This window comes from Pseudomonas proteolytica (assembly GCF_007858275.1).
Lineage (GTDB): Bacteria > Pseudomonadota > Gammaproteobacteria > Pseudomonadales > Pseudomonadaceae > Aquipseudomonas > Aquipseudomonas proteolytica.
Map to the genome: position 1 here is coordinate 64,708 of NZ_VFEV01000003.1, position 23,264 is coordinate 87,971.

A 23,264-nucleotide genomic window follows, 5' to 3' on the forward strand; every position below is an offset into this window, starting at 1 on the left:
GCTAGTGTGGCGTTGGAGGGGCGAACTGACAAGCTGGGGATGTGTAGGAAATCGGTTGGCGGGTTTGTTTGGGCTGTAGGAGCGAGCTTGCTCGCGAAGACCGTCAACGATAACGCGGGCAGTCAGAATGCACGCGGTGGCCTCAGGTTCTTCGCGAGCAAGCTCGCTCCTGCACCGCTGGGCTGATCAGTTGCTGGAAAGGCGGTCGCCCTTGGCAAAGCGCCAGGTGCGGATGATTTCCAGGCGGTCGATATCATTCAGGTCGCCGGTAAACGGGGCGAACGGTGCGGCCAGGCGCACGATGCGTTGCGCCGCCTGGTCCAGCAAGGGCTGGCCGGACGACTCCAGCACCAGCACTTCATATAAGGAGCCGTCGCGGTTGATCGACACCAGCAGGCGCAGGTTGCCGTAGATCTGCTGGCGCCGGGCCTCGTCCGGGTAGTTCAGGTTGCCGATGCGCTCGACCTTCTTGCGCCATTCGTCCTTATACCAGGCGCCTTTGTCGCGCATGGTGGAGGCGGCGTTGAGCCGGTAGATGCGCGGGCGTTTGGCATACAGCTGTTGCTCGTTGGCCAGTTCGGCCTCCAGGCTGGAGATTTCGCTGGAAAGTTGCGAGCTGTCGAAAGTCGGTGCGGGTTTGCTTGGCGCAGGCTCAGTCTTCACGGCTTCGCGCTGGGTCGCGGCCTTCTGGGGTTTTGGCGCAATGGTGGCGACGGCGGCCTTGGGCGCGGCCTGCTTGACCTCGGGCTTGGCTACCGGAGGCGGCGTGACCTTATTGATCTTGTTGTCCTGGAAGGGCGCCACTTCGGTGGTCTTGGGCACTGCCTTTTTGTCCAGGGTGCCGCTGCCCTGCTGATTGTCCTGGGCCAGGAAGTCAGCCTTTTCGGGCTTCTTCTCACTTTTGAAGGTGGCGAGGGTGATTTCCAGGGTCTTGCTGATTTGCTGGGGTTCGACGAACGTGAAGCCCAGGCCGAGGATCAACGCCAAATGAATCAGCGCTGCCAGAAATAGGGTAAATCCGAGCCGATCAGCCGGGCGTACGCCGCTGTGGCTGAATTCGGGGGGCAGGTCGGACGGAAGCGTCATAACAGGAAAACCAACATCGCGCGTTTCACAGGTGGGGCATGATAGCGCAATGTTGGCTGACCTCCGGCTGTTCTATGTCACTTGGCTTGTAGCTTGTCGGCAATCGCTGCCATGAGCATTTCGCCGATGTTGGTGCCGAACGCGTTGTCTATTTCACGGATACAGGTCGGGCTGGTGACGTTGATTTCCGTGAGGTGCTCACCAATTACGTCAAGTCCTACGAACAGCAGGCCTTTCTCCCGCAGGGTCGGGCCTACCTGGGCGGCGATCCAGCGGTCCTTGTCGCTCAGCGGACGGGCCTCGCCACGCCCACCCGCCGCGAGGTTGCCACGGGTCTCGCCGGCCGCGGGGATACGTGCCAGGCAGTAATCCACCGGCTCGCCGTCGATCATCAGGATGCGCTTGTCGCCATCCTTGATCGCCGGCAGGTAGGCCTGGCCCATGATCTGCTGGGTGCCCAGGGCCGTCAGGGTCTCAAGGATCACCGACAGATTGGGGTCGCCTGCGCGGTGACGGAAGATCGAGGTGCCACCCATGCCGTCCAGCGGCTTGAGGATCACATCGCCGTGCTTGGCGGCAAATTCACGCAGCACGTCGGCGCGGCGGCTGACCACGGTGGGCGGCGTGCACTGCGGGAACAGCGTGGCGAACAACTTCTCGTTGCAGTCGCGCAGGCTCTGGGGCTTGTTGACGATCAGCACACCGGCACGCTCGGCCTGCTCCAGCAGGTAGGTGGAGTAGACGAACTCCATGTCGAACGGCGGATCCTTGCGCATCAGGATCACGTCCAGGTCGCTCAGGGGGCTGTCGATCTCGTCTTGCAGTTCAAACCACTTTTCAGGGTTGGCGAACACCTGCAGGGGACGCATCCGCGCCCGCGCTTCGCCGTCGCCCTGGTAAAGGTCGCGCTGTTCCATATAGAACAGGGTCCAGCCGCGGGCCTGGGCGGCCAGCAGCATGGCCAGCGAGCTATCCTTTTTATAGGAAATGCTGGCGATAGGGTCCATGACAATGCCGACGCGAACGCTCATGGGGGATTTCCTCTAGCAAATAAGGGCGCATAAAAGTGGCGTCAGAGTGGCGCTGCGGCTGTTGTGGGTCAAGGAAAAACCACCTTGCCGGTCGGCCGATAGATTGCCTCCCCAGTCTGTGCTAAAAAGGCTGCCATGGCGTGTCGGCCCTTGCACGGCAAGGGTTTTGGCGCTCGTCCCAGGCAGCATCCGGCAGTACACACCGAAAACCGATTCGCTGTGGCGATGGTAGAGCAGATATGGAACAGCATTCCAACGCCTTGAAAGTGATGGTGATCGACGATTCGAAAACGATTCGCCGCACCGCTGAAACGCTGTTGAAGAACGTAGGGTGCGAAGTCATCACGGCCATCGACGGTTTTGATGCCCTGGCCAGGATCGTTGACCATCACCCGCACATCATCTTTGTCGACATCATGATGCCGCGCCTGGATGGCTATCAGACCTGCGCCCTGGTCAAGAACAACCCGGCGTTCAAGGACATCCCGGTGATCATGCTGTCGTCCAGGGATGGCCTGTTCGACAAGGCCAAGGGGCGCATCGTCGGCGTCGATCAATTTTTGACCAAGCCTTTCAGCAAGGAAGAACTGCTGAGTGCGATCAAGGCCTATGTGCCGGGTTTCGCCGCAGTAGAACAAGCACATTGACCCAGCCCCCAGGGCTTGCGTCAACCAATGTAGTGGGGAAAACCATGGCACGCGTTCTGATCGTCGACGATTCGCCGACTGAAATGTACAAACTGACCGGCATGCTGGAAAAGCACGGGCACCAGGTCCTCAAGGCCGAAAATGGTGCCGACGGCGTGGCCCTGGCCCGCCAGGAAAAACCCGATGCGGTGTTGATGGACATCGTCATGCCCGGCCTCAATGGCTTCCAGGCCACGCGCCAGTTGTCCAAGGAGCCGGAAACCAACGGTATCCCGATCATCATCGTCACCACCAAAGACCAGGAAACCGACAAGATCTGGGGCGCACGCCAGGGCGCCAAGGCGTACCTGACCAAGCCGGTGGAAGAAGACAAGCTGATCGAAGTCCTGAACTCGGTGCTCAAACCCTGACGGCACGCTCCCATGACCGAGTCGCAAACCGCCTTTGAGCTGCTGCTGGACATCGACCGCCGCTGCCGCCTGCTGGCCGCTGACCTGCCATCCCAGGAAACCCGCTCGCACAGCTGGAGCGGCATCGGCTTTCGCCTGGGCGGGCATTGGTATGTAGCGCCCATGGGCGAAGTTGCCGAAGTGCTGCATGAGCCGCGTTGCACCCTGATGCCCGGGGTCAAGCCTTGGGTCCGGGGCGTGGCCAACCTGCGCGGGCGCTTGCTGCCGGTGATCAACCTGTGCGGGTTTTTCGGCTATGAGCTGTCGACCGCACGCAAGCAGCGCCGGGTGCTGGTGATTGAACACGAAGACACCTTTGTCGGCCTGTTGGTGGATGAAGTGGTCGGCCTGCAGCATTTTGCCCAGGACCTATTGCGCCCGGTATCCGCCAGTGTGCCCGCCGCCAGCGCTGCATTTATCCAAGGCCAGTTCAGCGGCGAGCCGCTGTGGCAGGTCTTCAGCCCTTTCGCCCTGGCCCAGGCCCCGGGCTTTCTGGATGTTGCCGCATGAGCACCGCCACGCCCGTCAAACCGCTGGAAGCCTCTCGTAGCCGTTCGCAGATCATCGTGCTGTTTATTGCGCTGATCATCTTCATCATGCTGCTGTTCGCCAACTTCGCGTACCTCAACACCCAGTCCACCTATGACAAGCAGTACATCGGCCACGCCGGCGAGCTGCGGGTGCTGTCCCAGCGCATTGCCAAGAACGCCACCGAGGCGGCGGCCGGCAAGGCCGCCGCGTTCAGGCTATTGAGCGAGGCGCGCAATGATTTTGCCCAGCGCTGGGGCTACCTGAAAAAAGGCGACCCGGCCACCGGCCTGCCTGCCGCGCCCAGCGCCGTGCGCAGCGAAATGCGCGCCGTGCAGCATGATTGGGAAGCCTTGCTGAAGAACACCGATGTGATCCTGGCCAGTGAGCAGACGGTGCTGTCCCTGCATCAAGTGGCGGCGACCCTGGCCGAAACCGTGCCGCAATTGCAGCTCGAGTCGGAAAAGGTAGTCGAGATCCTGCTGCAGCGCGGTGCACCCGCCAGCCAGGTGGCCGTGGCCCAGCGCCAATCGTTGTTGGCCGAGCGCATTTTGGGAGCAGTCAACACGGTGCTGGCCGGGGATGACACGGCGGTCAAGGCCGCCGACGCCTTTGGCCGCGATGCCAACCGTTTTGGCCAGGTCCTGGCCGGTATGCTCCAGGGCAGCGCTGGCCTGAAGATCAGCGAGGTGCAAGACCCCGACGCCCGTGCGCGCCTGGCGGAGATTGCCGAGCTGTTCGAATTTGTCTCGGGCTCCGTGGATGAAATCCTCGAAACATCGCCGCAACTGTTCCAGGTGCGCGCCTCGGCGAGCAATATCTTCAGCCTCTCGCAAACCCTGCTCGATGAGGCTTCGCACCTGGCCACCGGTTTTGAAAACCTGGCGGGCGGGCGCACCCTCGACACTATCGGCGGCTATGTCCTGGGCTTGCTGGCGCTGGCGTCAATCATCCTGATCGGCCTGGTGATGGTGCGCGAAACCAATCGCCAACTGCGTGAAACTGCCGAGAAAAACGAACGCAACCAGAACGCGATCATGCGCCTGCTGGACGAAATCGAAGACCTGGCCGACGGCGACCTCACCGTGACCGCCTCGGTGACTGAAGACTTCACCGGCACCATCGCCGATTCCATCAACTATTCGGTGGACCAGTTGCGCGACCTGGTGGCGACCATCAACCTCACCGCCGGTGAAGTGGCTGGCGCCGTGCAGGAAACCCAGGCTACCGCCATGCACCTGGCCCAGGCCTCGGAACACCAGGCCCAGCAGATCGCCGAAGCCTCCACCGCGATCAATCAGATGGCCCAATCCATCGACCAGGTGTCGGCCAATGCCGCCGAGTCCTCGGCCGTGGCCGAACGGTCGGTGGAGATCGCCAACAAGGGCAACGAGGTGGTGCACAACACCATCCACGGCATGGACAACATTCGCGAACAGATCCAGGACACCGCCAAGCGCATCAAACGCCTGGGTGAGTCATCCCAGGAGATTGGCGATATCGTCAGCCTGATCGACGACATTGCCGAGCAGACCAACATTCTCGCCCTCAACGCGGCGATCCAGGCGAGCATGGCCGGCGATGCCGGGCGCGGCTTTGCAGTGGTGGCCGATGAAGTGCAACGCCTGGCCGAACGCTCGTCGGCGGCCACCCGGCAGATCGAGAACCTGGTGCGGGCGATCCAGACCGATACCAACGAAGCCGTGATCTCCATGGAGCAGACCACCACCGAAGTGGTGCGTGGCGCGCGGCTGGCCCAGGACGCCGGAGTGGCCCTGGAAGAAATCGAAGGGGTGTCCAAGACCCTGGCCGCGCTGATCCAGAGCATCTCCAACGCCGCGCAGCAGCAAACCTCGTCGGCGGGGCAGATCTCCTTGACCATGAACGTGATCCAGCAGATCACCAGCCAGACCTCATCGGGCTCCACGGCCACCGCCGAGAGCATCGGCAACCTGGCGAAAATGGCCAGCCAGTTGCGCCGTTCGGTATCGGGTTTCACCTTGCCGCCCGTGCGCAAGACCAATGAATGACATGCCCACCCAAAACCACCGCAATCTAAATGTGGGAGCGGGCTTGCTCGCGAAAGCGCTGGGTCAGTCACCTAATGTGCCGACTGACCCAGCGCTTTCGCGAGCAAGCCCGCTCCCACATGGATTCTCACTTTTCACCCATTCAGACGGGAGTCGTTATGGTTGACCGGCACGACTACGTCGCCCTCGAATGGGTCAAGGGCGAGATCGCCGACACCCTGAAACAGGCCCGTGCGGCGCTGGACACTTTTGCCGACGACGCCAGCGAGCAAGCCCTCGCGCAGTGCCTTGCGGGCATTCACCAGGTCCACGGCGCCCTGCAGATGGTCGAGTTCTACGGCGCGGCACTGCTCGCCGAAGAAATGGAACACCTGGCCCAGGCCCTGCAAGCGGGGCGGGTCAGCCAGCGCGAAGAGGGCATTCGTTTGCTGCAACAGGCCCTCGGGCAGTTGCCGCTGTACCTGGACCGTGTGCACAGTGCGCGGCGCGACCTGCCGCTGGTGGTGTTGCCGCTGCTCAATGACCTGCGCAGCGTGCACGGCAAAAGCCTGCTCTCGGAAACCAGCCTGTTCAGCCCGCAACTGCTGGTGATCGCGCCGTTGCCCGAGGATGCCTTGGCCCAGCGTGCGCCGGCCGATTTTGCCGAACAACTGCAGCAGTGGCGGCAAATGCTGCAACAAGGGTTGGCCGGGCTGCTGCGTGAGGACCATGGCCCCAGCAACCTGGAAGACATGGCGCGGGTCTTTGCCCAACTCGAAGCGCTGTGCCATGGCGCGCCGTTGCTGGCGTTGTGGCAAGTCACCTCGGCCTTGGCCGAAGGCATGCTCACCGGCGTTATCGCCAATAGCCCGGCGTTGCGCAGCCTGCTCAAGAGCTGCGACAAGGTACTCAAGCGCCTGCAGATCCAGGGCATCGAAGGGATCAACACCCCGGCGCCGGATCAACTGCTCAAGAGCCTGCTGTTTTACATCGCCAAAGTCACCCGGCCGACGCCGCGCATGCAAAGCCTCAAGGAACGCTACGGCCTGGATGAAGCCTTGCCCGACAGCACCGTGGTCGATGCCGAGCGCGCGCGCCTGGCCGGCCCGGACCGCAACGCCATGGGCTCGGTGCTCGGCGCGCTGTGTGAAGAGTTGGTGCGGGTCAAGGAACGCCTGGACCTGTTTGTGCGCAGCGACCGCCAGCACATCTCTGCCCTGGACAGCCTGCTGGCGCCGTTGCGCCAGATCGCCGATACCCTGGCGGTATTGGGGTTTGGCCAGCCGCGCAAGGTGATCATCGACCAGTTGGCGGTGGTCCAGGGCCTGGCCCAGGGGCAGCGCGAACCCAATGATGCGGTGCTGATGGATGTGGCCGGAGCGTTGCTCTATGTCGAAGCGACCCTGGCCGGGATGGTGGGCACCGTCGAACCGCAAAACCGTGAAGACAGCCGCCTGCCCACCACCGACCTGACCCAGATCCACCAGTTGGTGATCAAGGAGTCATGCCAGTGCCTCAAGCAGGCGCGGGAGTTGGTCATCGACTGCCTGGAGGCGCAGTGGGATACGCAGCGCCTGGAATCCCTGCCGCAACTGCTGACCCAGGTACGCGGTGCCCTGGCGATGATCCCGCTGCCGCGCGCGGCGGGCCTGGTGCGTGGCTTCAAGATTTACGTCGATGAACAGTGGATAGGCCATGACACGGCGCCGCCGGCGGCGCAGCTTGAACATTGCGCCGATGTGCTCACCAGCCTGGAACACTACCTGGAACGCATGCTGCAGGACCCGGACGCCCCGGGCGAGCGGGTGCTGGACATCGCCTTTGAAGGGCTCGCGGCCCTGGGTTACGCACCCGTGCCAGCGCAGCAAGCCTGGCGCCAGGAACGCTCGATACCACACGATGAGTTGCCGGCCGATTCCCAGACACTGGCGCAGGCCCTGGCCAGCCCGACCCCACGTCTCAACCCGCCGGCCCTGCAGCGCCCGGGCAGCCTGTTGCCGCCGCCGGCCGACGAAGAGTCGGTGGACGATGAACTGCGCGAAGTGTTCCTCGAAGAAACCGCCGAAGTGCTGGAAGTGCTGCAGCGCCTGGTACCCCAAGGCGCCGCCAGCCTCGAAGACAAGACCGCCCTGAGCGACATGCGCCGCGCCTTCCATACCCTCAAGGGCAGCGGGCGCATGGTGCGTGCCCTGGTGTTGGCGGAACTGGCGTGGGCCGTGGAAAACCTGCTTAACCGCGTGCTGGAGCGGGTGGTCGCGCCGGGCGCCGAAGTCCAGGCCGTACTGGATGATGTATTGCTGCTGCTGCCGGCATTGATTGCCGAGTTCGCCGCCGATGCCCAGCGCCAGCGTGATGATGTCGACCTGCTTGCCGCACGCGCCCATGCCCTGGCCAGTGGCGCGCCGTTACCGCCAGCCGTGGAACAGGATGACGGCGCGCTCGACCCGCTGCTGCTGGAGATCTTCCGCAACGAAGCGTTGAGCCACCTGGACAGCCTCAATCGGTTTTTGCACCAGGCCACCGAACAGATGCCGCTGCACGTCAGCGATGAACTGCAACGTGCGTTGCATACCCTCAAGGGCAGTGCCTACATGGCGGGCGTCCTGCCCATCGCCGAGCTGGCGCGGCCGTTGGACCACCTGACCCGTGAGTACAAGGTCCATCGCCTGGCGCTGGACCTGGATGAAATCGACCTGCTGCTGGAGGGTGAAGCCCTGTTCCAGCGCGGCTTGCGCCAGTTGGACAGTGATCCCTTGGCACCCATCGACGGCGCGCAGTCGTTGATCGAACGCACCCAGGCGCGTCTCGACAGCCAGCTTGAAGCCTTCCTCAACGCCCCGAGCGAGGGCCTGCGGGTCAAGCGCGACCCACAGTTGATCAGCAATTTCCTGGCCCAGGGCATGGACATCCTGCTGGACGCCGAAAGCCTGCTGCTGCGCTGGCAGCAACACCCCGGCGAGCGCCAGGAACTCAGCGCATTGCTGGACGAGTTGACCACCCTGGGCGAGGGCGCGCACCTGGCCGACCTGCACCCGATGGATGAGCTGTGCGAAGCGTTGCTCGACCTGTATGGCGCGGTGGAAGAGAGCAGCCTGGCAGTCAGCGAGCGGTTTTTCCATGAGGCCGAGCTGGCCCATGAAGCCCTGATCAACATGCTCGACCAACTGGCCGCCGGCCAGGAAGTCAGCCCGGCGCCGGCGCGTATGAAAGCCTTGCGCGAGCTGCTCGATGAAGGGCTCGACCCCAGCGCCACCGGCCTGATCAAAAGTGATGGCAGTCGCGCCCTGAGCATTGCCGAACTGGGCGCGGCCACCACACAGTTGCAACAGGACTGGGCGGTGGACGATGAGATCGTCGAGATCTTCCTTGAGGAAGCGGTCGATATCCTCGACAGCGCCGGGCAGTCCCTCAAGCGCTGGTTGCTGGACCCCGACGGCGTGGCACCGCTGTCCTCCCTGCAGCGTGACCTGCACACCCTGCGCGGCGGCGCGCGCATGGCCGAAATCGGCCCGGTGGGCGATCTGGCCCAGGAACTGGAAAGCCTTTACGAAGGCCTGGTGGACCGGCGCTACAGCTACTCCGCGGAAATGGCCCAAGTGTTGATGGACAGCCATGAACACCTGGCCTTGCAACTGGAGCAGTTGCAAGAGCAGCAACCGTTGAGTGACTCCAGCGCCTTGATCAACCGTTTGCGCGATGTGCGCCAGAATGCGGCGCCAGTAACTGTGCCCGTAGCGCCTGAGGCGCAGGGTGCAGGCAGCGATCCCGAACTGCTGGATATCTTCCTCGAAGAAGCGGCCGATATCCTCGACAGCTCCGGCGCGGCGCTGTTGCGTTGGCAGGCCGAGCCGCAGAACCGCCAGGAGGTCGAGACCTTGCTGCGCGACCTGCATACCCTCAAGGGCGGCGCGCGTATGGTCGAAATTGCGCCCATCGGCGACCTGGCCCACGAACTGGAGTTTCTCTACGAAGGCCTTTCGGCGGGGCTGCTGGCGCCCACGGCCGAGCTGTTTGCATTGTTGCAAGGCTGCCACGACCGCCTGGCACAGATGGTCGAGGCGGTGGCAGCGGGGTTGCCGGTCGGCTCCGTAGAGCGTCTGATCGAGCGCATCAAGAGCCTGGTCCAGCCCACCGAAACCCAGGCTGCCCCGGTCGCGATGCCCGCCGGCAAACCCGAAGCGCCAGCGGCCAGCGAGCCGGGCGCGGACATGGTGAAAATATCCGCTGAGTTGCTGGATGATCTGGTCAACCTCGCCGGTGAAACCTCGATTTTCCGTGGGCGTATCGAGCAGCAGGTCAACGACGCCCGCAGCGCCCTCACCGAGGTGCAAACCACCATCGAGCGCATGCGCGACCAACTGCGTCGCCTCGAAACCGAGACCCAGGGGCGGATCGTCAGCCGCCAGCACGCCGAAACCGAGCGCCTGGGCTACGAAGAATTCGACCCCCTGGAAATGGATCGCCATTCCCAGTTGCAACAGTTGTCCCGCGCGTTGTCCGAGTCGGCCTCGGACTTGCTGGACCTCAAGGAAACCCTCGACCAGCGTAACCAGGACGCGCAGAACCTGTTGCAGCAGCAGGCGCGCATCAACACCGAGTTGCAAGAAGGCCTGATGCGCACGCGCATGGTGCCGTTCGAACGCATGCTGCCGCGCCTCAAGCGCATCGTGCGGCAAGTGGCCGGTGAGCTGGGCAAGGATGTGGAATTCGTCGTCGGCAATGCCGAGGGCGAGATGGACCGCAACGTGCTGGAGCGCATGGCGGCGCCCCTGGAGCATATGCTGCGCAACGCCGTCGACCATGGCCTGGAGTCGCGGGATGCACGGCTGTTGGCGGGCAAGCCGGAGAAGGGCCGGATCACCCTGGACCTGAGCCACGAAGGCGGCGACATCATCTTCGATATGCGCGACGACGGCGCCGGCGTGCCACTGGATGCAGTGCGGCGCAAGGCGATCAAGCGCGGCCTGCTGGACCCGGAAATGGAGATCAGCGATCGCGACGTGTTGCAGTTCATCTTGCAGCCAGGGTTCTCCACCGCCGAAAAAATCACCCAGATTTCCGGGCGTGGCGTGGGCATGGACGTGGTGCACGAAGAAGTGCGCCAGCTGGGCGGCAGCATGTTCATTGACTCTACGCCGGGCGTGGGCGTGCATTTTCGTATTCGCCTGCCGTTTACCGTGTCGGTCAACCGGGCGTTGATGGTGCAGTGTGCGGAGGACCAGTACGCGATTCCGCTGAACACCATCCAGGGCCTGGTGCGCGTATTGCCCAATGAGCTGGAGGGGCACTACCAACTGGATCCGCCGGTGTATGAATACGCGGGCCAGCGCTACGAGCTGTATTACCTGGGCGAGTTGCTGCACACCGTGGCCCGGCCCAAGCTGCTGGGGCAAAACCAGCCGCTGCCGGTGCTGCTGATGCAATGCAACGAGCGGCACATTGCGGTGCAGGTGGACGACATGGCCGGCACCCGCGAAATTGTGGTCAAGGGCCTGGGCCCGCAGTTTGCGGCGGTGCAAGGGCTGTCCGGGGCGACCATTCTTGGCGATGGCCGGGTGGTGTTGATCATCGACCTGCTGGCGCATATCCGCGCCCTGGCCCCGGCCTTGCCGGCCCAGGCGGCGGACAGCGTGCTGGCCGTCAACGAGCCGCAGAAAAAGCAGCGCTTGCTGGTGCTGGTGGTGGACGACTCGGTGACCGTGCGCAAAGTCACCAGCCGCCTGCTGGAGCGCAATGGCATGAACGTGCTGACCGCCAAGGACGGCATCGACGCCATCGCCTTGCTCGAGGAACACACCCCGGACCTGATGTTGCTGGATATCGAAATGCCGCGCATGGATGGTTTTGAAGTGGCGATCCAGGTGCGCAACGACCCGCGGCTCAAGCGCCTGCCGATCATCATGATCACCTCCCGCACCGGCCAGAAACACCGCGACCGAGCCATGGCGATCGGCGTCAACGACTACCTCGGCAAGCCCTATCAAGAGTCGGTGTTGCTCGAGAGCATCGCCTACTGGAGCCCGAAACATGCTTGACCACCGCACCAGTCAACTCACCGGCTTGCTGCTGCCCCTGGCCGACCGCCACCTGTTGCTGCCCAACGTCGCGGTGGCCGAGCTGATCGACTTCCAGCGCGGCGAACCGGCCAGCGACGCACCACCGTGGTACCTGCGACAAGTGACCTGGCGCGACCAGCACCTGCCGCTGATCAGCTTTGAAGCGGCCTGCGGTGGCACCAGTATTGTCAGCGAGCGCGCGCGGATCGTCGTGCTCAACGCCCTGGGCGGGCGGCCCACATTGAAGTTCATTGCCCTGGTGATCCAGGGCATTCCCCGTTCCTACAAGCTCGACAGCCAGTTGAGCTACGTGGACGTGCCTCTATCGCCGCTGGAATTGGCGGCGGTACAGGTCGGCGAGCATGTGGCGAAAGTGCCGGACCTGATGGGATTGGAAGCGCTGCTGGTCGAGGCTGGCCTGGCCTGAACACCCGTTCTCAGCACCTCTGAAGATCCAGTGTGGGAGCTGGCTTGTGTGGGAGCTGGCTTGCCTGCGATGCAGACGCTTCGGTGTGTCAGTTAAACCAAGGTGATGCTATCGCAGGCAAGCCAGCTCCCACACAAGCCAGCTCCCACATTGGATTGTGCTTGGCGCCTAGCCCTACTCAATCTGCGCAAAACGCTCAATAACCGGTTGTTCACGGTGCTCCGCTTGCCAAAGATCATAGGTGCTTTGCATCGACAGCCATAACCGCGCTTTGCTGATGCCTGCCCGCTCCAGCCTCACGGCAAGGTCCGGGCTGACTGGCGCGTGACCATGCAGGATCCTGGAGAATGTTTCCCTGGCAAAGCCGAGCCGCCGGGCCATTTCGGTAATGGTGATACCCAGGCTGGGCATCACATCCTCAAGCAGGATTTCGCCGGGATGTGGTGGGTTGTGCATACCCATGTGCGTGCCCCTGTTCAGTGGTAGTCAAGGTAATCAACCAGTTCGACGTGATCATCCAGCATACGAAAAATGATGCGCCAGTTACCGCTGATGCTGACGGAACAGTAGTCGAGCAGATCGCCTTTGAGACGATGAAAGCGCCATCCTGGGAGATTCAATTCGTTCGGGTGTCCTGCGCTATCCAGAATCAGCAGCACACGACGCAAGCGTTTCGCATGACCCGCGTTGATACCTTTGGTTGATCCTGTTTCATAAAAATGCTGGTGCCCCTTGTGTTTCCAACTGACGATCATGGATGGATTGTGATGTGATACATCACGCTCTGCAATGGCCTTGTATCGGGTTTCAGGGTCAGATTCATGATGTTCTGCTGGTGAGATGATTCAAATCCCAAAGGCTAGTGAGGCGACATCCGAGCAACAACCCTAAAAGGTTGTAGGAATGATTGATGGGGATGCAGTCTTCAGATTTTTCCCGCGAAATTTTCGCGCCATCCCACAAATGATCGAGCGGGGCCAACTGCTGATCGAGCACGCGCTGGAGCAGATATCGCCGGCGGCCGCTGCGTAAAACTTGATCAGTCCCAGAAAGGGACCTATCGTTCCCTTTTTGGGACTCTTTGGTCGTCGCCATGCAAACCCTGCCCCTCAGCACAGCACTGTTTACCGTGACCCAGCAAAAAGTCCTGGGCCTGCTTTTTGGCAAACCTGAACAGAGCTTTTTCACCAATGAAATAGCCCGCTGGGCCCAAGTGGGCAAGGGCAGCCTGACCCGTGAGCTGGAGCGCCTGCAACGGGCGGGTGTCTTGAGCATGACCCGTCAGGGCAACCAGACTCACTACCAAGCCAACCCGCAATGCCCGATTTACGCTGAGTTGTTGAACATCGTGCGCAAGACTCTGAGCCTGGATGAACCTCTGCGCAACGCATTGGCGCCATTCGCCAAGCAGTTGAGCTGGGCCTTTATCTACGGCTCGATTGCCAAGGGGCAGGCGCACTCATCCAGTGACATTGATCTGATGCTGATCGGTGAAAGCCTCGACTACAGTGAAGTCATGGCGCAACTCATGCCGCTGGAAGAACAATTGGGCCGCACCATCAACCCAACGCTCTACACCCCTGAGGACTGGATTGGCAAATGGACTGCCGGGAACAGTTTTGTGCGGCGGGTCGCGGAGCAAGACAAGATCAATCTCATTGGGGTGAACCCCGTGGAGTCCAAGGATGGACAGCAAAACCAATCTGGAGAATCTGCTCCGTAGTGGTGGCTTGAAGGCCGAGCCGCCGGATTGCACGGGATGTGAAGGTTCGACTGTTTGCGTTGTGTCATGAGCGGCGAAACCTGGCGGAATACGAAGGGTATATGGATGAGGATGAGGCGCTGCTAAGGCAACTTATCGACAGTACACAAGCGTTGTTGAGTGATGTGGATGCGCAGCTCAAATGCTTTCTCGGATAAAGCCCCACGTAAACCCGCCGATAACCCCGAGGAGTCTTTCGGTGGAAGCAACAACACAATGTGGCTATTTGACGTATTTGTCCGGTTGTACAACTCCAGCCCGTTTAATGGTGCCTTGCTGTTGTGGGTCGTGGTGTTGGCGCTCACTGCCAGCGTGACGATGAATTTCCCGACCCGGCGCGGCAAGCTCGCAGGCTTCGTGATCTCGTCGGTGGGCGCGGTGTTTATCTTGGGGTATCTGGAAACCCTCAGTGACGAATACAAAGAACCCAAGGTCGTTGTGACCAATCTGGTGGTCATGAGCCTGGGCGGCTTGGGCTCGGGCCTGCTGGCGGTGGCCATCTCGCGAAGGCCGAGCAAGGCCGACATTCAACAGACCCGCCATTTCATCCATGGCTGGGGCCTGAGGATCTTTGAATACCTGTTGGTGTTTATCCTCATGTGCTCACTCGCCTTGTCTGGGCTCTGCCTGCTCTTGTGGCTCTTCGGCTGGCCTGTGGTGACGGGGCATACGGTGTTGGGCTTGTTGGTTGTGTTCTCGGTCGCGGCGATGGGTTGCGTGTTCATTTCCTGCTTGCGTCGGTTAATGAAGTGGGAGCAGTGGGGTGTAGGCCTGTTGTGTGGGCTGTTGCTGTTTCTGCTGCCCGTGTACGTGCAGGCGATTGGGGGGCTGGTGAGCTGGAGCCTGGCGGCGGTGCTGGGGTTTCATACCGTGGCAGGCATCGCCATGGGCTGGACCGTATGGCGCCAGCGTATGGAATGGTTGTAGGAGCGAGCTTGCTCGCGAAGGACGCATAGGCGCCGCGCGTTACCTAATAGCGCTGCATTATCGTTGACGTTTTTCGCGAGCAAGCTCGCTCCCACAGAACGGATCGTTACTCCAGCCGTAACGGTTCGCCGCCGAGCTTGATTGATACCCCCCCGATTCACTCCTATGGTGAGCCCCACGACAGCGAACCCGTGGAGCGATCATGACAACAACAATAACCCCCGACTCGCGCTGGACGCGGCGACGCGATGAGAAACAGCGGCGCCTGGCGCGGGTGGCATCCCTGGCCGATGGTGTGGTGTTACCCACCGAACGCATTGTCGAGGCCCTGCAAGCCCTGATCCTGCCCGGCGACCGTGTGGTGCTGGAAGGCAATAACCAGAAGCAGGCAGACTTTCTCTCGCGCTCCCTGGCCAAGGCCGATCCGGCTGTGCTCCATGACTTGCACATGATCATGCCCAGCGTCGGGCGCTCCGAGCACCTGGACCTGTTTGAAAAGGGCATCGCGCGCAAGCTCGACTTTTCCTTCGCCGGCACCCAATCCCTGCGCATCAGCCAGTTGCTCGAAGACGGCCTGCTGGAAGTCGGCGCGATCCACACCTACATCGAATTGTATGCACGGCTGGTCGTCGACCTGATCCCCAACGTGGTGCTGTCCGCCGGTTTTATGGCCGACCGCGCCGGCAATATCTACACCGGCCCCAGCACCGAAGACACCCCGGCGCTGATCGAACCGGCGGCCTTCAGCGATGGCATCGTCATCGTCCAGGTCAACCAGTTGGTGGACGACGTCAGCGACTTGCCCCGCGTAGACATCCCGGCCAGTTGGGTGGATTTTGTAGTGGTGGCCGACAAGCCCTTCTACATCGAACCGCTGTTCACCCGCGACCCCCGGCATATCAAACCGGTGCATGTGTTGATGGCGATGATGGCGATCCGTGGCATCTACGAAAAACACAACGTGCAGTCGCTGAACCATGGCATTGGTTTCAACACCGCCGCCATCGAACTGATCCTGCCGACCTACGGCGAGTCCCTGGGCCTCAAAGGCAAGATCTGCCGCAACTGGACCCTCAACCCGCACCCGACGCTGATTCCCGCCATCGAAAGCGGCTGGGTCGAGAGCGTGCATTGCTTCGGTACCGAGTTGGGCATGGAACACTACATCGCCGCCCGCCCGGATGTGTTCTTCACCGGCCGCGACGGCTCATTGCGCTCCAACCGGATGTTCTGCCAATTGGCTGGCCAATACGCGGTGGACCTGTTTATCGGCGCCACCTTGCAGGTCGATGGCGACGGTCATTCCTCCACCGTGACCCGCGGCCGGCTGGCCGGGTTCGGTGGCGCGCCGAACATGGGCCACGACCCGCGCGGGCGCCGTCACGGCACCCCGGCCTGGCTCGATATGCGCCACGACGATGCCCCCGAAGCCCTGCTGGAACGCGGCAAAAAACTCGTCGTGCAAATGGTCGAGACCTTCCAGGAGGGCGGCAAACCGACCTTCGTCGAAACCCTGGATGCGGTGGAAGTGGCGCGCAAAAGCGGCATGCCCCTGGCGCCGATCATGATCTACGGCGACGACGTGACCCACCTGCTCACCGAAGAAGGCATCGCCTACCTGTACAAGGCGCGCTCCCTGGAAGAACGCCAGGCGATGATCGCGGCGGTGGCCGGGGTGACTGCCATCGGCCTGCGCCACAACCCCAAGGACACCGCGCGCATGCGCCGCGAAGGCCTGATCGCCTTGCCCGAAGACCTCGGCATCCGCCGCACCGACGCCACCCGCGAACTGCTGGCGGCCAAAAGCGTGGCCGACCTGGTGGACTGGTCCGGTGGCCTGTACAACCCGCCCGCCAAGTTCAGGAGCTGGTAAATGCACGCACTCAAATTGCACACATTGACCCTGGCCGAGCAACTGGCGGACCTGGCGGTCGACGCGCTGATCGACGAAGCGGACCTGTCGCCCAAGCCGGCGTTGGTGGACCGGCGCGGCAACGGCGCCCACAACGATCTGCACCTGGGCCTGATGCATGCCTCGGCGCTGTCCCTGTGGCCGGCGTTCAAGGAAATGGCCGAGGCGGCGATCGAGTTAGGTGAAATCGGCCTGCCACTGCGCGAAGCCCTGGGCCGTATCGGGCGCGAGGGTGAGCAAGCGATGCTGATCACCACCCAAGGCGTGAACACCCATCGCGGCGCGATCTGGGCCCTCGGCCTGCTGGTGGCTGCCACCGCGCTGGATCCCACCTCCCGCAACGCCAGTGCCGTGAGCCTGCGCGCCGCGCGCCTGGCCTTGCTCAACGACCGCTATGCGCCGCAACCGTTGAGCCATGGCGTACAAGTCGCCCAACGCTACGGCGCACGCGGCGCCCGCGAAGAAGCGCAACTGGGCTTCCCCGCGGTGCTGCAACGGGGCCTGCCGCAACTGCACGCAAGCCGTGCGCAACAACACGGCGAGCAGAACGCACGCCTCGATGCGCTGCTGGCGATCATGACCCAGTTGGCCGATACCTGCGTGCTGTACCGCGCCGGCACCGATGGCCTGCAGGCCATGCAACTGGGGGCCCAGGCCGTACTGGACGCAGGCGGCAGCGCGAGCCTGGCCGGGCGCCGTCGTCTGAATGAATTGGACCAACAACTGCTGGCACTCAATGCCTCCCCCGGTGGCGCCGCCGACCTGTTGGCCGCCTGCTTGTTTATCGACCGCATCGAGTCTTGCGACGGAGCGTTTTGATGGAAACCCTATCCTTTGAATTCCCTGCCGGGCAGCCGCCCAAAGGCCGTGCGCTGGTGGGTTGCGTCGGTTCCGGCGACCTTGAAGTGCTGCTGGAACCGGGCACGGCGGGCACCTTGAGCATCCAGGTGCAAACCTCGGTCAACGGCGCCGAGCAACGTTGGCAGCATCTGTTCCAGCGGCTTTTCCAGGAACAGACACCGCCAGCCTTGAACATTCAGATCCACGATTTTGGCGCCACCCCCGGCGTGGTGCGCTTGCGCCTGGAGCAAGGTTTCGAGGAGCTTGGCCATGACTGACTTACTCAACCGACACAGCTTCGTCGAGCTCGGCGCCCGTCAGCGGGCCAAGGCGTTGCTGGATACCGGCAGCTACCGGGAACTGATCGACCCGTTCCAACGCGTAATGTCGCCGTGGCTGAGCCGCCAGGGTGTGGTCCCGCAGGCCGACGATGGCGTGGTGATCGCCAAGGGCACCCTCGACGGCCTGCCGCTGGTGATCGCCGCCATCGAAGGCAACTTCCAGGGCGGTAGCCTCGGTGAAGTCGGCGGGGCAAAAATCGCCGGGGCCCTGGAACTGGCCGCCGAGGACAACCGCAACGGCGTCCCCACCCGCGCTGTGCTGCTATTGGAAACCGGCGGTGTGCGCTTGCAGGAGGCCAACCTCGGGCTGGCGGCGATTGCCGATATCCACGCCGCAATTGTCGACCTGCGCCAGTACCAGCCAGTGATCGGCGTGGTGGCCGGCAGTGTTGGCTGCTTTGGCGGCATGTCGATTGCCGCTGGCCTGTGCAGTTACCTGCTGGTAACCCGCGAAGCCCGCCTGGGCTTGAACGGTCCGCAAGTGATCGAACAGGAAGCCGGCCTTGAAGAATACGACTCCCGTGACCGGCCCTTCATCTGGAGCCTGACCGGCGGCGAGCAGCGCTTCAACAGCGGCCTGGCCGACCGCTATGTGGCGGACGACGTGGCGCAGATCCGCCAACAGATCAGTCAACTGTTGCAGCAAGGTTTGCCGGCCGCGCAACGCAGCCGCCAGGCCGACTATTACCTGGCGCGTCTGGCTGCGCTGGACGCCGCACCGCAGATCGAGCCGGCCACGGTTCGTGACCTGTATCAGGGAGAACGCCCATGAGAGGCTTGCAGTGGTTCAACGCATTGAGCGCCGGTGCGGCGCCGGTGGCAGGTCTGCCGGCTTCATTGAAAGTGGCGGATGGCGTGCTTGGCGAGCAAGCCGTACGGTTTATCGCGGTGGTGCCGGATGCCGCCAACCGCTTCCCAAGGGCGCGCCAGGGTGAGGTGGGTTTGCTGGAAGGCTGGGGTTTGGCCAAGGCGGTGGATGAAGCCATCGCCAGCGGCGATCAACGCCCGATCATTGCCATCGTCGACGTACCGAGCCAGGCCTACGGCCGCCGCGAAGAAGCGTTGGGGATTCATCAAGCCCTGGCGGCAGCGGCGGACAGTTATGCCCGTGCGCGCCTGGCCGGGCACCCGGTGATCGGGTTGCTGGTGGGCAAGGCCATGTCCGGGGCGTTTCTTGCCCATGGCTACCAAGCCAATCGCCTGATTGCCCTGCGCGACCCTGGGGTGATGGTGCACGCCATGGGCAAGGCGTCGGCGGCGCGGGTCACCTTGCGCAGTGTCGAAGAACTGGAAGCCCTGGCCGCCAGCGTGCCGCCCATGGCCTATGACATCGACAGCTATGCCAGCCTCGGTCTGCTCTGGGAAACCCTCACGGTCAACCAGATCGAACACCCCACGGCCGATGACCTGGCGCGGGTCAGCGATTGCCTGCAGCAGGCGATCAAGGACGTACAGAACAGCGGCGTGCGGGATTTGCGGGGGCGCCTGGGCGCCGTCAACCGTGCGGCGTCCAGCCGTGTACGCGAGCTGCTGCGGGAGCAATGGTGAACGCTCACGACTTGCTCTGGGGCATGACCCCGGCGCATCTGCCGGCTGAGGCACCGGCCTGGGCACTGGCGGTGATCGGTGCCGGGCAGCCGGTGGTGGTGCGCCGGGCGCTGGCCGAACCGGGCTATGTGGCGGTGGGTGTGCGCGGGCGTTTGCGTGAGCAGCGCTTTGGCGCCGTGATGCCGCTTGCAGCCGTGCAGCGGCGGGTGGTGCCCGAGGCGCTGTGCGAAGTGATTTCGCCCCGCGATCTGCCGGCGCTGCGGGCACTCGCGCAACTGCGGCCAGTGCTGGCGAAGGCGGTCTGGGGCATTACGGGCAGCGCGGGTTTCGAGTTGGCCACCGGCATTGAAGCGCTGCATGCCCAGAGCGATCTGGATTTGTTGCTGCGCACGCCCGAGCGTCTTGATCGCGGCGATGCCAAGGATCTGCTGGCGCTGCTGGACACCGCGCCGTGTGCCGTGGATCTGCAACTGCAAACCCCGTATGGCGCGGTGGCCTTGCGCGAATGGGCCGGCCCTTCACAGCGGGTGCTACTGAAAAGCGCCAGCGGCGCGCACCTGGTCAGTGACCCTTGGCAGGCGGTGGTATGAGCAGCCTTTTGGTGTTCCCAGGGCAAGGCGCCCAGCGCCCGGGCATGCTCCAGCAGTTGCCCGCCAGCGTCCTCGACGAAGCCAGCGAGGCCTTGGCGCAAGACGTGCGCCAGCTCGATTCGGCGCAGGCCCTGGCCAGTACCCGCGCCGTGCAACTGTGCTTGCTGATTGCAGGCGTGGCCCACGCTCGTCAGTTGCAGCACACGCCGGACTACGTGGCGGGCCTGTCCATTGGCGCTTACCCGGCGGCGGTGATCGCCGGCGCCCTGGGGTTTGCCGATGCGCTGCGCCTGGTCAGCCTGCGCGGTGAGCTGATGCAGCGCGCTTATCCACAGGGCTACGGCATGACCGCGCTGATCGGCCTGGAGTTATCCACCGTCGAAAATGTGCTGGCCGAAGTCCAGGGCCCCGATTCACCGGTGTACCTGGCCAATATCAATGCCGACAACCAGTGCGTGATTGCCGGCAGCGATGCAGCCATGCAACGGGTCGCGGATCGCGTCAAAGGCCAGGGCGTGGCCAAGCGCCTGGCCGTCAGCGTGCCGTCCCATTGCACGCTGTTGGACACGCCTGCGCAAACACTGGCCGAGGCGTTCGCCAAGGTCACGCTCAAGGCGCCGGCCATCAGCTACCTGAGCAGCACGCGGGCGCGGCCGATTCGTGATCCCGCGCAACTGCGCGACGACCTGGCCTTCAACATGTGCCGCGTCGTCGATTGGCGCGGCACCGTGCAAAGCGCCTATGAGCGTGGTGTGCGTCTGCAGATCGAGCTGCCCCCCGGCGCGGTGCTTACCGGCCTGGCGCGGCGGGTGTTTGAACAGGGCACCGTGATCGCCTTCGAAGGTGCCCGCCTGGACACCTTGCAGGCCCTGTTGGAGCAGGAGGGCCGCCATCACCGATAAAGCATGACCTTGGCTTTCGAAGCACAAAAACAACAATTTCGATCAAGCATCAAGAGGACTACCAGCATGATTATTTACGGTGTGGCGTTTCTGGCCTTGTGTACCCTGGCGGGCCTGTTTGTCGGCGAGCTGCTGGGCCAATGGATGGGCATCCCGGCCAACGTCGGCGGGGTAGGCATCGCGATGTTGCTGCTGATCGGCCTGGGCAGTTACCTGGGCAAGCGTGGCCTGTTTACCGGCAAGTCGGAGCAGGGTGTGAGCTTCTGGGCGGCGGTGTACATCCCGATTGTGGTGGCCATGGCGGCCCAGCAAAACGTCTATGGCGCTATCAGTGGCGGGCCCATGGCGATTCTCGCCGGCACCTGCGCGGTAGTGGTGGCATTTGCCCTGGTGCCGGTGCTGGTACGCCTCGGCAACCGTGAGCCGGATGCCGTCATCCCTACCAAGACGGCAGGGTGAGCGCCATGTACGAATCCTTGATGAAAGTCATCACCGGCTACGGCCTGATCAGTGGTTTTGCGGTGATCGGCCTGACCATGTGGGTGTCCTACTGGATCAGCGACACCTTCACCAAAGGCCGCTTGCATGGGTCGGCCATCGCGATCCTGCTGGGGCTGGTGCTGTCCTATGTGGGCGGTGCGTTTACCGGCGGGGCCAAGGGCGTGGTGGATATCCCGCTGCTGTCGGGCATCGGCCTGCTGGGCGGGGCGATGCTGCGCGACTTTGCCATTGTGGCGACCGCGTTTGGGGTGAGCGTCGATGAGCTCAAGCGTGCCGGATACGTGGGGGTGCTTGCACTGTTTGTGGGCGTCGGCTCGTCATTTGTCGCAGGCGTTGGGGTGGCCATGGCGTTTGGCTACACCGATGCGGTGAGCCTGACCACCATCGGTGCCGGGGCGGTGACCTATATCGTCGGGCCCGTGACCGGGGCGGCGATTGGCGCCAGTTCCGAGGTGATGGCGTTGTCCATTGCTGCGGGGTTGATCAAGGCCATTTTGGTGATGGTGATGACCCCGTTCGTGGCGCCGTTGATTGGCCTGAACAGCCCGCGCAGTGCGGTGATCTTCGGCGGCCTGATGGGCACCTCCAGCGGCGTGGCCGGCGGGTTGGCGGCGACCGATCCGAAGCTGGTGCCCTATGGTTGCCTGACGGCGGCGTTTTATACGGCGCTGGGGTGTCTGTTGGGGCCTTCGTTGTTGTTTTTGCTGATGCGGGGGTTGGTGGGCTGATTCGCTAATCTCGATTGAATGTTCGGGCCTCATCGGCGGTTTCAATCCTGCCGATTGGCATACATCCGACACTCTGCCAACAACGCCAGCAAATTCGGATCGCGCTCCTTGGCCTTCAAGAACACCACGCCAATGTGCTGCTGCAGCCGGTAGCGCGCCTGCAATGGAATCAGCTTGACGCGGTTCTCATACACCGCCGCAATCCTTCCTGGCAGCAATGCATATCCCACCCCCGAGCTGACCATGCTCAGCAGGGTGAAGATGTCGTTGACCTGCATCGCCACCTTCGGCTCGAACCCCGCCTGCTTGAATACCCGTGCGCCGTCCTGGTGGGTGGCGAAGCCCTGGGTCAGGGTGATGAAGGTGGCGTCGCGCACCTGGGCCAGGTCGATTTCCTGTTCGCGGTCCAGGGGCGAGTCGGCGGGGGTGGCGAGGAAGATGTCATCGGAAAACAGCTGGATCTGCGCGCAGTCCGGCTCCATCACCTGGTCGTCGAGGGAGATCAGGATCGCGTCGACTTCCATGTTCTTGAGCTTGTACATCAGGTCGACGTTGGAGCCCAGGATCAGGTCGATATTGAGCTCGCTGCGGCGGATTTTCAGGCCCATGATCAGTTGCGGCACGGTCTTAACCGTCAGCGAATACAGGGCGCCAAGCTTGAAACGTTCGGCGGAGAAGCCAGCGGCTTCGCGGGTCAGGCGCACGCTGTCGACCACGTCCTGCACCAGCTTTTGCGCCCGCTCTTCGAGCACGTAGGCGCTTTCCAGCGGGGTGAGGTTGCGCCCTTCGTGCTTGAACAGCGGGCAGCGCAGGGCATTCTCCAGAGAGTGGATGGCCCGGTGCACGCTGACATTGCTGGTCTGCAACTCGGCGGCGGCGCGGGCCAGGTTGCCGGTGCGCATGAAGGCCAGGAAGATTTCCAGCTTCTTGAGGGTGAACTCTTCGTCGATCAGCATGGCGATGGCTCTTATTCGAATGCG

General features: G+C 63.1%; 23 protein-coding genes. 18 read left to right on the forward strand and 5 right to left on the reverse strand.

What is annotated here, in order from left to right; translation table 11 throughout:
- Positions 1–186: 186 nt before the first annotated feature.
- Positions 187–1,086, reverse strand: a complete 900-nt coding sequence (locus FIV38_RS03160; protein ID WP_029300459.1) for an energy transducer TonB — start codon at positions 1,084–1,086, stop codon at positions 187–189.
- A gap of 77 nt (positions 1,087–1,163) precedes the next feature.
- Positions 1,164–2,117: a glutathione synthase gene (gene gshB / locus FIV38_RS03165; RefSeq protein ID WP_029300457.1), complete on the reverse strand. Its 954-nt coding sequence runs from the start codon at positions 2,115–2,117 to the stop codon at positions 1,164–1,166.
- A 239-nt stretch (positions 2,118–2,356) separates the two neighbouring features.
- Between gshB and pilG the strand changes: the two genes are divergently transcribed.
- The 6 genes from pilG (at position 2,357) to FIV38_RS03195 (ending at position 12,233) form a co-directional block, all read left to right on the forward strand.
- Positions 2,357–2,764: a twitching motility response regulator PilG gene (gene pilG, locus FIV38_RS03170; RefSeq protein ID WP_029300456.1), complete on the forward strand. Its 408-nt coding sequence runs from the start codon at positions 2,357–2,359 to the stop codon at positions 2,762–2,764.
- 44 nt (positions 2,765–2,808) lie between these two features.
- A complete protein-coding gene (gene pilH / locus FIV38_RS03175; RefSeq protein ID WP_029300454.1) occupies positions 2,809–3,174 on the forward strand; it encodes a twitching motility response regulator PilH in 366 nt (121 codons plus the stop codon).
- A gap of 12 nt (positions 3,175–3,186) precedes the next feature.
- Entirely contained in the window at positions 3,187–3,723 is a 537-nt protein-coding gene (locus FIV38_RS03180) for a chemotaxis protein CheW (protein ID WP_029300451.1), read from the forward strand.
- Complete coding sequence (locus FIV38_RS03185) at positions 3,720–5,771, forward strand: methyl-accepting chemotaxis protein (RefSeq protein WP_092231111.1); 2,052 nt, start codon at positions 3,720–3,722, stop codon at positions 5,769–5,771. The genes FIV38_RS03180 and FIV38_RS03185 overlap by 4 nt, the downstream gene beginning before the upstream one ends.
- A gap of 158 nt (positions 5,772–5,929) precedes the next feature.
- Positions 5,930–11,785, forward strand: a complete 5,856-nt coding sequence (locus FIV38_RS03190; protein ID WP_092231108.1) for an Hpt domain-containing protein — start codon at positions 5,930–5,932, stop codon at positions 11,783–11,785.
- Positions 11,778–12,233 (forward strand): chemotaxis protein CheW, encoded by a 456-nt coding sequence (locus FIV38_RS03195; protein WP_029300444.1) that lies wholly within the window; start codon positions 11,778–11,780, stop codon positions 12,231–12,233. The genes FIV38_RS03190 and FIV38_RS03195 overlap by 8 nt, the downstream gene beginning before the upstream one ends.
- A gap of 174 nt (positions 12,234–12,407) precedes the next feature.
- Here the strand turns inward: FIV38_RS03195 and FIV38_RS03200 are convergent, their stop codons facing one another.
- A complete protein-coding gene (locus FIV38_RS03200; RefSeq protein ID WP_029300442.1) occupies positions 12,408–12,695 on the reverse strand; it encodes a HigA family addiction module antitoxin in 288 nt (95 codons plus the stop codon).
- A 14-nt stretch (positions 12,696–12,709) separates the two neighbouring features.
- Positions 12,710–12,988: a type II toxin-antitoxin system RelE/ParE family toxin gene (locus tag FIV38_RS03205; protein WP_092231105.1), complete on the reverse strand. Its 279-nt coding sequence runs from the start codon at positions 12,986–12,988 to the stop codon at positions 12,710–12,712.
- A gap of 148 nt (positions 12,989–13,136) precedes the next feature.
- Between FIV38_RS03205 and FIV38_RS30660 the strand changes: the two genes are divergently transcribed.
- The 12 genes from FIV38_RS30660 (at position 13,137) to madM (ending at position 22,284) form a co-directional block, all read left to right on the forward strand.
- Positions 13,137–13,265, forward strand: a complete 129-nt coding sequence (locus FIV38_RS30660) for a hypothetical protein (protein WP_262382549.1) — start codon at positions 13,137–13,139, stop codon at positions 13,263–13,265.
- Between the two features lie 61 nt (positions 13,266–13,326).
- Complete coding sequence (locus FIV38_RS03210) at positions 13,327–13,956, forward strand: transcriptional regulator (protein ID WP_092231102.1); 630 nt, start codon at positions 13,327–13,329, stop codon at positions 13,954–13,956.
- Between the two features lie 255 nt (positions 13,957–14,211).
- Positions 14,212–14,922 (forward strand): hypothetical protein, encoded by a 711-nt coding sequence (locus FIV38_RS03220; protein ID WP_092231099.1) that lies wholly within the window; start codon positions 14,212–14,214, stop codon positions 14,920–14,922.
- Positions 14,923–15,124: 202 nt separating this feature from the next.
- Positions 15,125–16,795, forward strand: coding sequence for a malonate decarboxylase subunit alpha (gene mdcA / locus FIV38_RS03225; RefSeq protein ID WP_029300435.1), 1,671 nt, complete (start codon positions 15,125–15,127; stop codon positions 16,793–16,795).
- On the forward strand, positions 16,796–17,653 hold the full coding sequence (locus FIV38_RS03230) for a triphosphoribosyl-dephospho-CoA synthase (protein WP_092231096.1): 858 nt from the start codon (positions 16,796–16,798) through the stop codon (positions 17,651–17,653).
- The gene (locus FIV38_RS03235) at positions 17,653–17,952 is read left to right on the forward strand and encodes a malonate decarboxylase subunit delta (RefSeq protein ID WP_029300430.1); all 300 of its coding nucleotides are present in this window, start codon (positions 17,653–17,655) and stop codon (positions 17,950–17,952) included. The genes FIV38_RS03230 and FIV38_RS03235 overlap by 1 nt, the downstream gene beginning before the upstream one ends.
- Entirely contained in the window at positions 17,945–18,787 is an 843-nt protein-coding gene (locus FIV38_RS03240; RefSeq protein WP_092231093.1) for a biotin-independent malonate decarboxylase subunit beta, read from the forward strand. Before FIV38_RS03235 ends, FIV38_RS03240 begins: the two co-directional genes overlap by 8 nt.
- The gene (gene mdcE, locus FIV38_RS03245) at positions 18,784–19,563 is read left to right on the forward strand and encodes a biotin-independent malonate decarboxylase subunit gamma (protein WP_029300427.1); all 780 of its coding nucleotides are present in this window, start codon (positions 18,784–18,786) and stop codon (positions 19,561–19,563) included. Before FIV38_RS03240 ends, mdcE begins: the two co-directional genes overlap by 4 nt.
- Positions 19,557–20,153 carry a malonate decarboxylase holo-ACP synthase gene (locus tag FIV38_RS03250; protein WP_092231090.1) on the forward strand — a complete coding sequence of 199 codons (597 nt, stop codon included), beginning with the start codon at positions 19,557–19,559 and terminating at the stop codon, positions 20,151–20,153. The genes mdcE and FIV38_RS03250 overlap by 7 nt, the downstream gene beginning before the upstream one ends.
- The gene (gene mdcH, locus FIV38_RS03255) at positions 20,150–21,055 is read left to right on the forward strand and encodes a malonate decarboxylase subunit epsilon (RefSeq protein ID WP_092231087.1); all 906 of its coding nucleotides are present in this window, start codon (positions 20,150–20,152) and stop codon (positions 21,053–21,055) included. Before FIV38_RS03250 ends, mdcH begins: the two co-directional genes overlap by 4 nt.
- 66 nt (positions 21,056–21,121) lie before the next feature.
- A complete protein-coding gene (gene madL / locus FIV38_RS03260) occupies positions 21,122–21,514 on the forward strand; it encodes a malonate transporter subunit MadL (protein WP_029300421.1) in 393 nt (130 codons plus the stop codon).
- Between the two features lie 5 nt (positions 21,515–21,519).
- Positions 21,520–22,284 (forward strand): malonate transporter subunit MadM, encoded by a 765-nt coding sequence (gene madM / locus FIV38_RS03265; RefSeq protein ID WP_029300419.1) that lies wholly within the window; start codon positions 21,520–21,522, stop codon positions 22,282–22,284.
- A gap of 41 nt (positions 22,285–22,325) precedes the next feature.
- Here madM and FIV38_RS03270 read toward each other — a convergent pair whose 3' ends face one another.
- A complete protein-coding gene (locus tag FIV38_RS03270; protein WP_029300417.1) occupies positions 22,326–23,240 on the reverse strand; it encodes a LysR family transcriptional regulator in 915 nt (304 codons plus the stop codon).
- Positions 23,241–23,264 lie beyond the last annotated feature (24 nt).

Bases quoted from the DNA above. Each gene is read 5' to 3' on its own strand.
- FIV38_RS03160 (WP_029300459.1), bottom strand. From the start codon at position 1,086: ATGACGCTTCCGTCCGACCTGCCCCCCGAATTCAGCCACAGCGGCGTA.
- gshB (WP_029300457.1), bottom strand. From the start codon at position 2,117: ATGAGCGTTCGCGTCGGCATTGTCATGGACCCTATCGCCAGCATTTCC.
- pilG (WP_029300456.1), top strand. From the start codon at position 2,357: ATGGAACAGCATTCCAACGCCTTGAAAGTGATGGTGATCGACGATTCG.
- pilH (WP_029300454.1), top strand. From the start codon at position 2,809: ATGGCACGCGTTCTGATCGTCGACGATTCGCCGACTGAAATGTACAAA.
- FIV38_RS03180 (WP_029300451.1), top strand. From the start codon at position 3,187: ATGACCGAGTCGCAAACCGCCTTTGAGCTGCTGCTGGACATCGACCGC.
- FIV38_RS03185 (WP_092231111.1), top strand. From the start codon at position 3,720: ATGAGCACCGCCACGCCCGTCAAACCGCTGGAAGCCTCTCGTAGCCGT.
- FIV38_RS03190 (WP_092231108.1), top strand. From the start codon at position 5,930: ATGGTTGACCGGCACGACTACGTCGCCCTCGAATGGGTCAAGGGCGAG.
- FIV38_RS03195 (WP_029300444.1), top strand. From the start codon at position 11,778: ATGCTTGACCACCGCACCAGTCAACTCACCGGCTTGCTGCTGCCCCTG.
- FIV38_RS03200 (WP_029300442.1), bottom strand. From the start codon at position 12,695: ATGGGTATGCACAACCCACCACATCCCGGCGAAATCCTGCTTGAGGAT.
- FIV38_RS03205 (WP_092231105.1), bottom strand. From the start codon at position 12,988: ATGATCGTCAGTTGGAAACACAAGGGGCACCAGCATTTTTATGAAACA.
- FIV38_RS30660 (WP_262382549.1), top strand. From the start codon at position 13,137: ATGATTGATGGGGATGCAGTCTTCAGATTTTTCCCGCGAAATTTTCGC.
- FIV38_RS03210 (WP_092231102.1), top strand. From the start codon at position 13,327: ATGCAAACCCTGCCCCTCAGCACAGCACTGTTTACCGTGACCCAGCAA.
- FIV38_RS03220 (WP_092231099.1), top strand. From the start codon at position 14,212: ATGTGGCTATTTGACGTATTTGTCCGGTTGTACAACTCCAGCCCGTTT.
- mdcA (WP_029300435.1), top strand. From the start codon at position 15,125: ATGACAACAACAATAACCCCCGACTCGCGCTGGACGCGGCGACGCGAT.
- FIV38_RS03230 (WP_092231096.1), top strand. From the start codon at position 16,796: ATGCACGCACTCAAATTGCACACATTGACCCTGGCCGAGCAACTGGCG.
- FIV38_RS03235 (WP_029300430.1), top strand. From the start codon at position 17,653: ATGGAAACCCTATCCTTTGAATTCCCTGCCGGGCAGCCGCCCAAAGGC.
- FIV38_RS03240 (WP_092231093.1), top strand. From the start codon at position 17,945: ATGACTGACTTACTCAACCGACACAGCTTCGTCGAGCTCGGCGCCCGT.
- mdcE (WP_029300427.1), top strand. From the start codon at position 18,784: ATGAGAGGCTTGCAGTGGTTCAACGCATTGAGCGCCGGTGCGGCGCCG.
- FIV38_RS03250 (WP_092231090.1), top strand. From the start codon at position 19,557: ATGGTGAACGCTCACGACTTGCTCTGGGGCATGACCCCGGCGCATCTG.
- mdcH (WP_092231087.1), top strand. From the start codon at position 20,150: ATGAGCAGCCTTTTGGTGTTCCCAGGGCAAGGCGCCCAGCGCCCGGGC.
- madL (WP_029300421.1), top strand. From the start codon at position 21,122: ATGATTATTTACGGTGTGGCGTTTCTGGCCTTGTGTACCCTGGCGGGC.
- madM (WP_029300419.1), top strand. From the start codon at position 21,520: ATGTACGAATCCTTGATGAAAGTCATCACCGGCTACGGCCTGATCAGT.
- FIV38_RS03270 (WP_029300417.1), bottom strand. From the start codon at position 23,240: ATGCTGATCGACGAAGAGTTCACCCTCAAGAAGCTGGAAATCTTCCTG.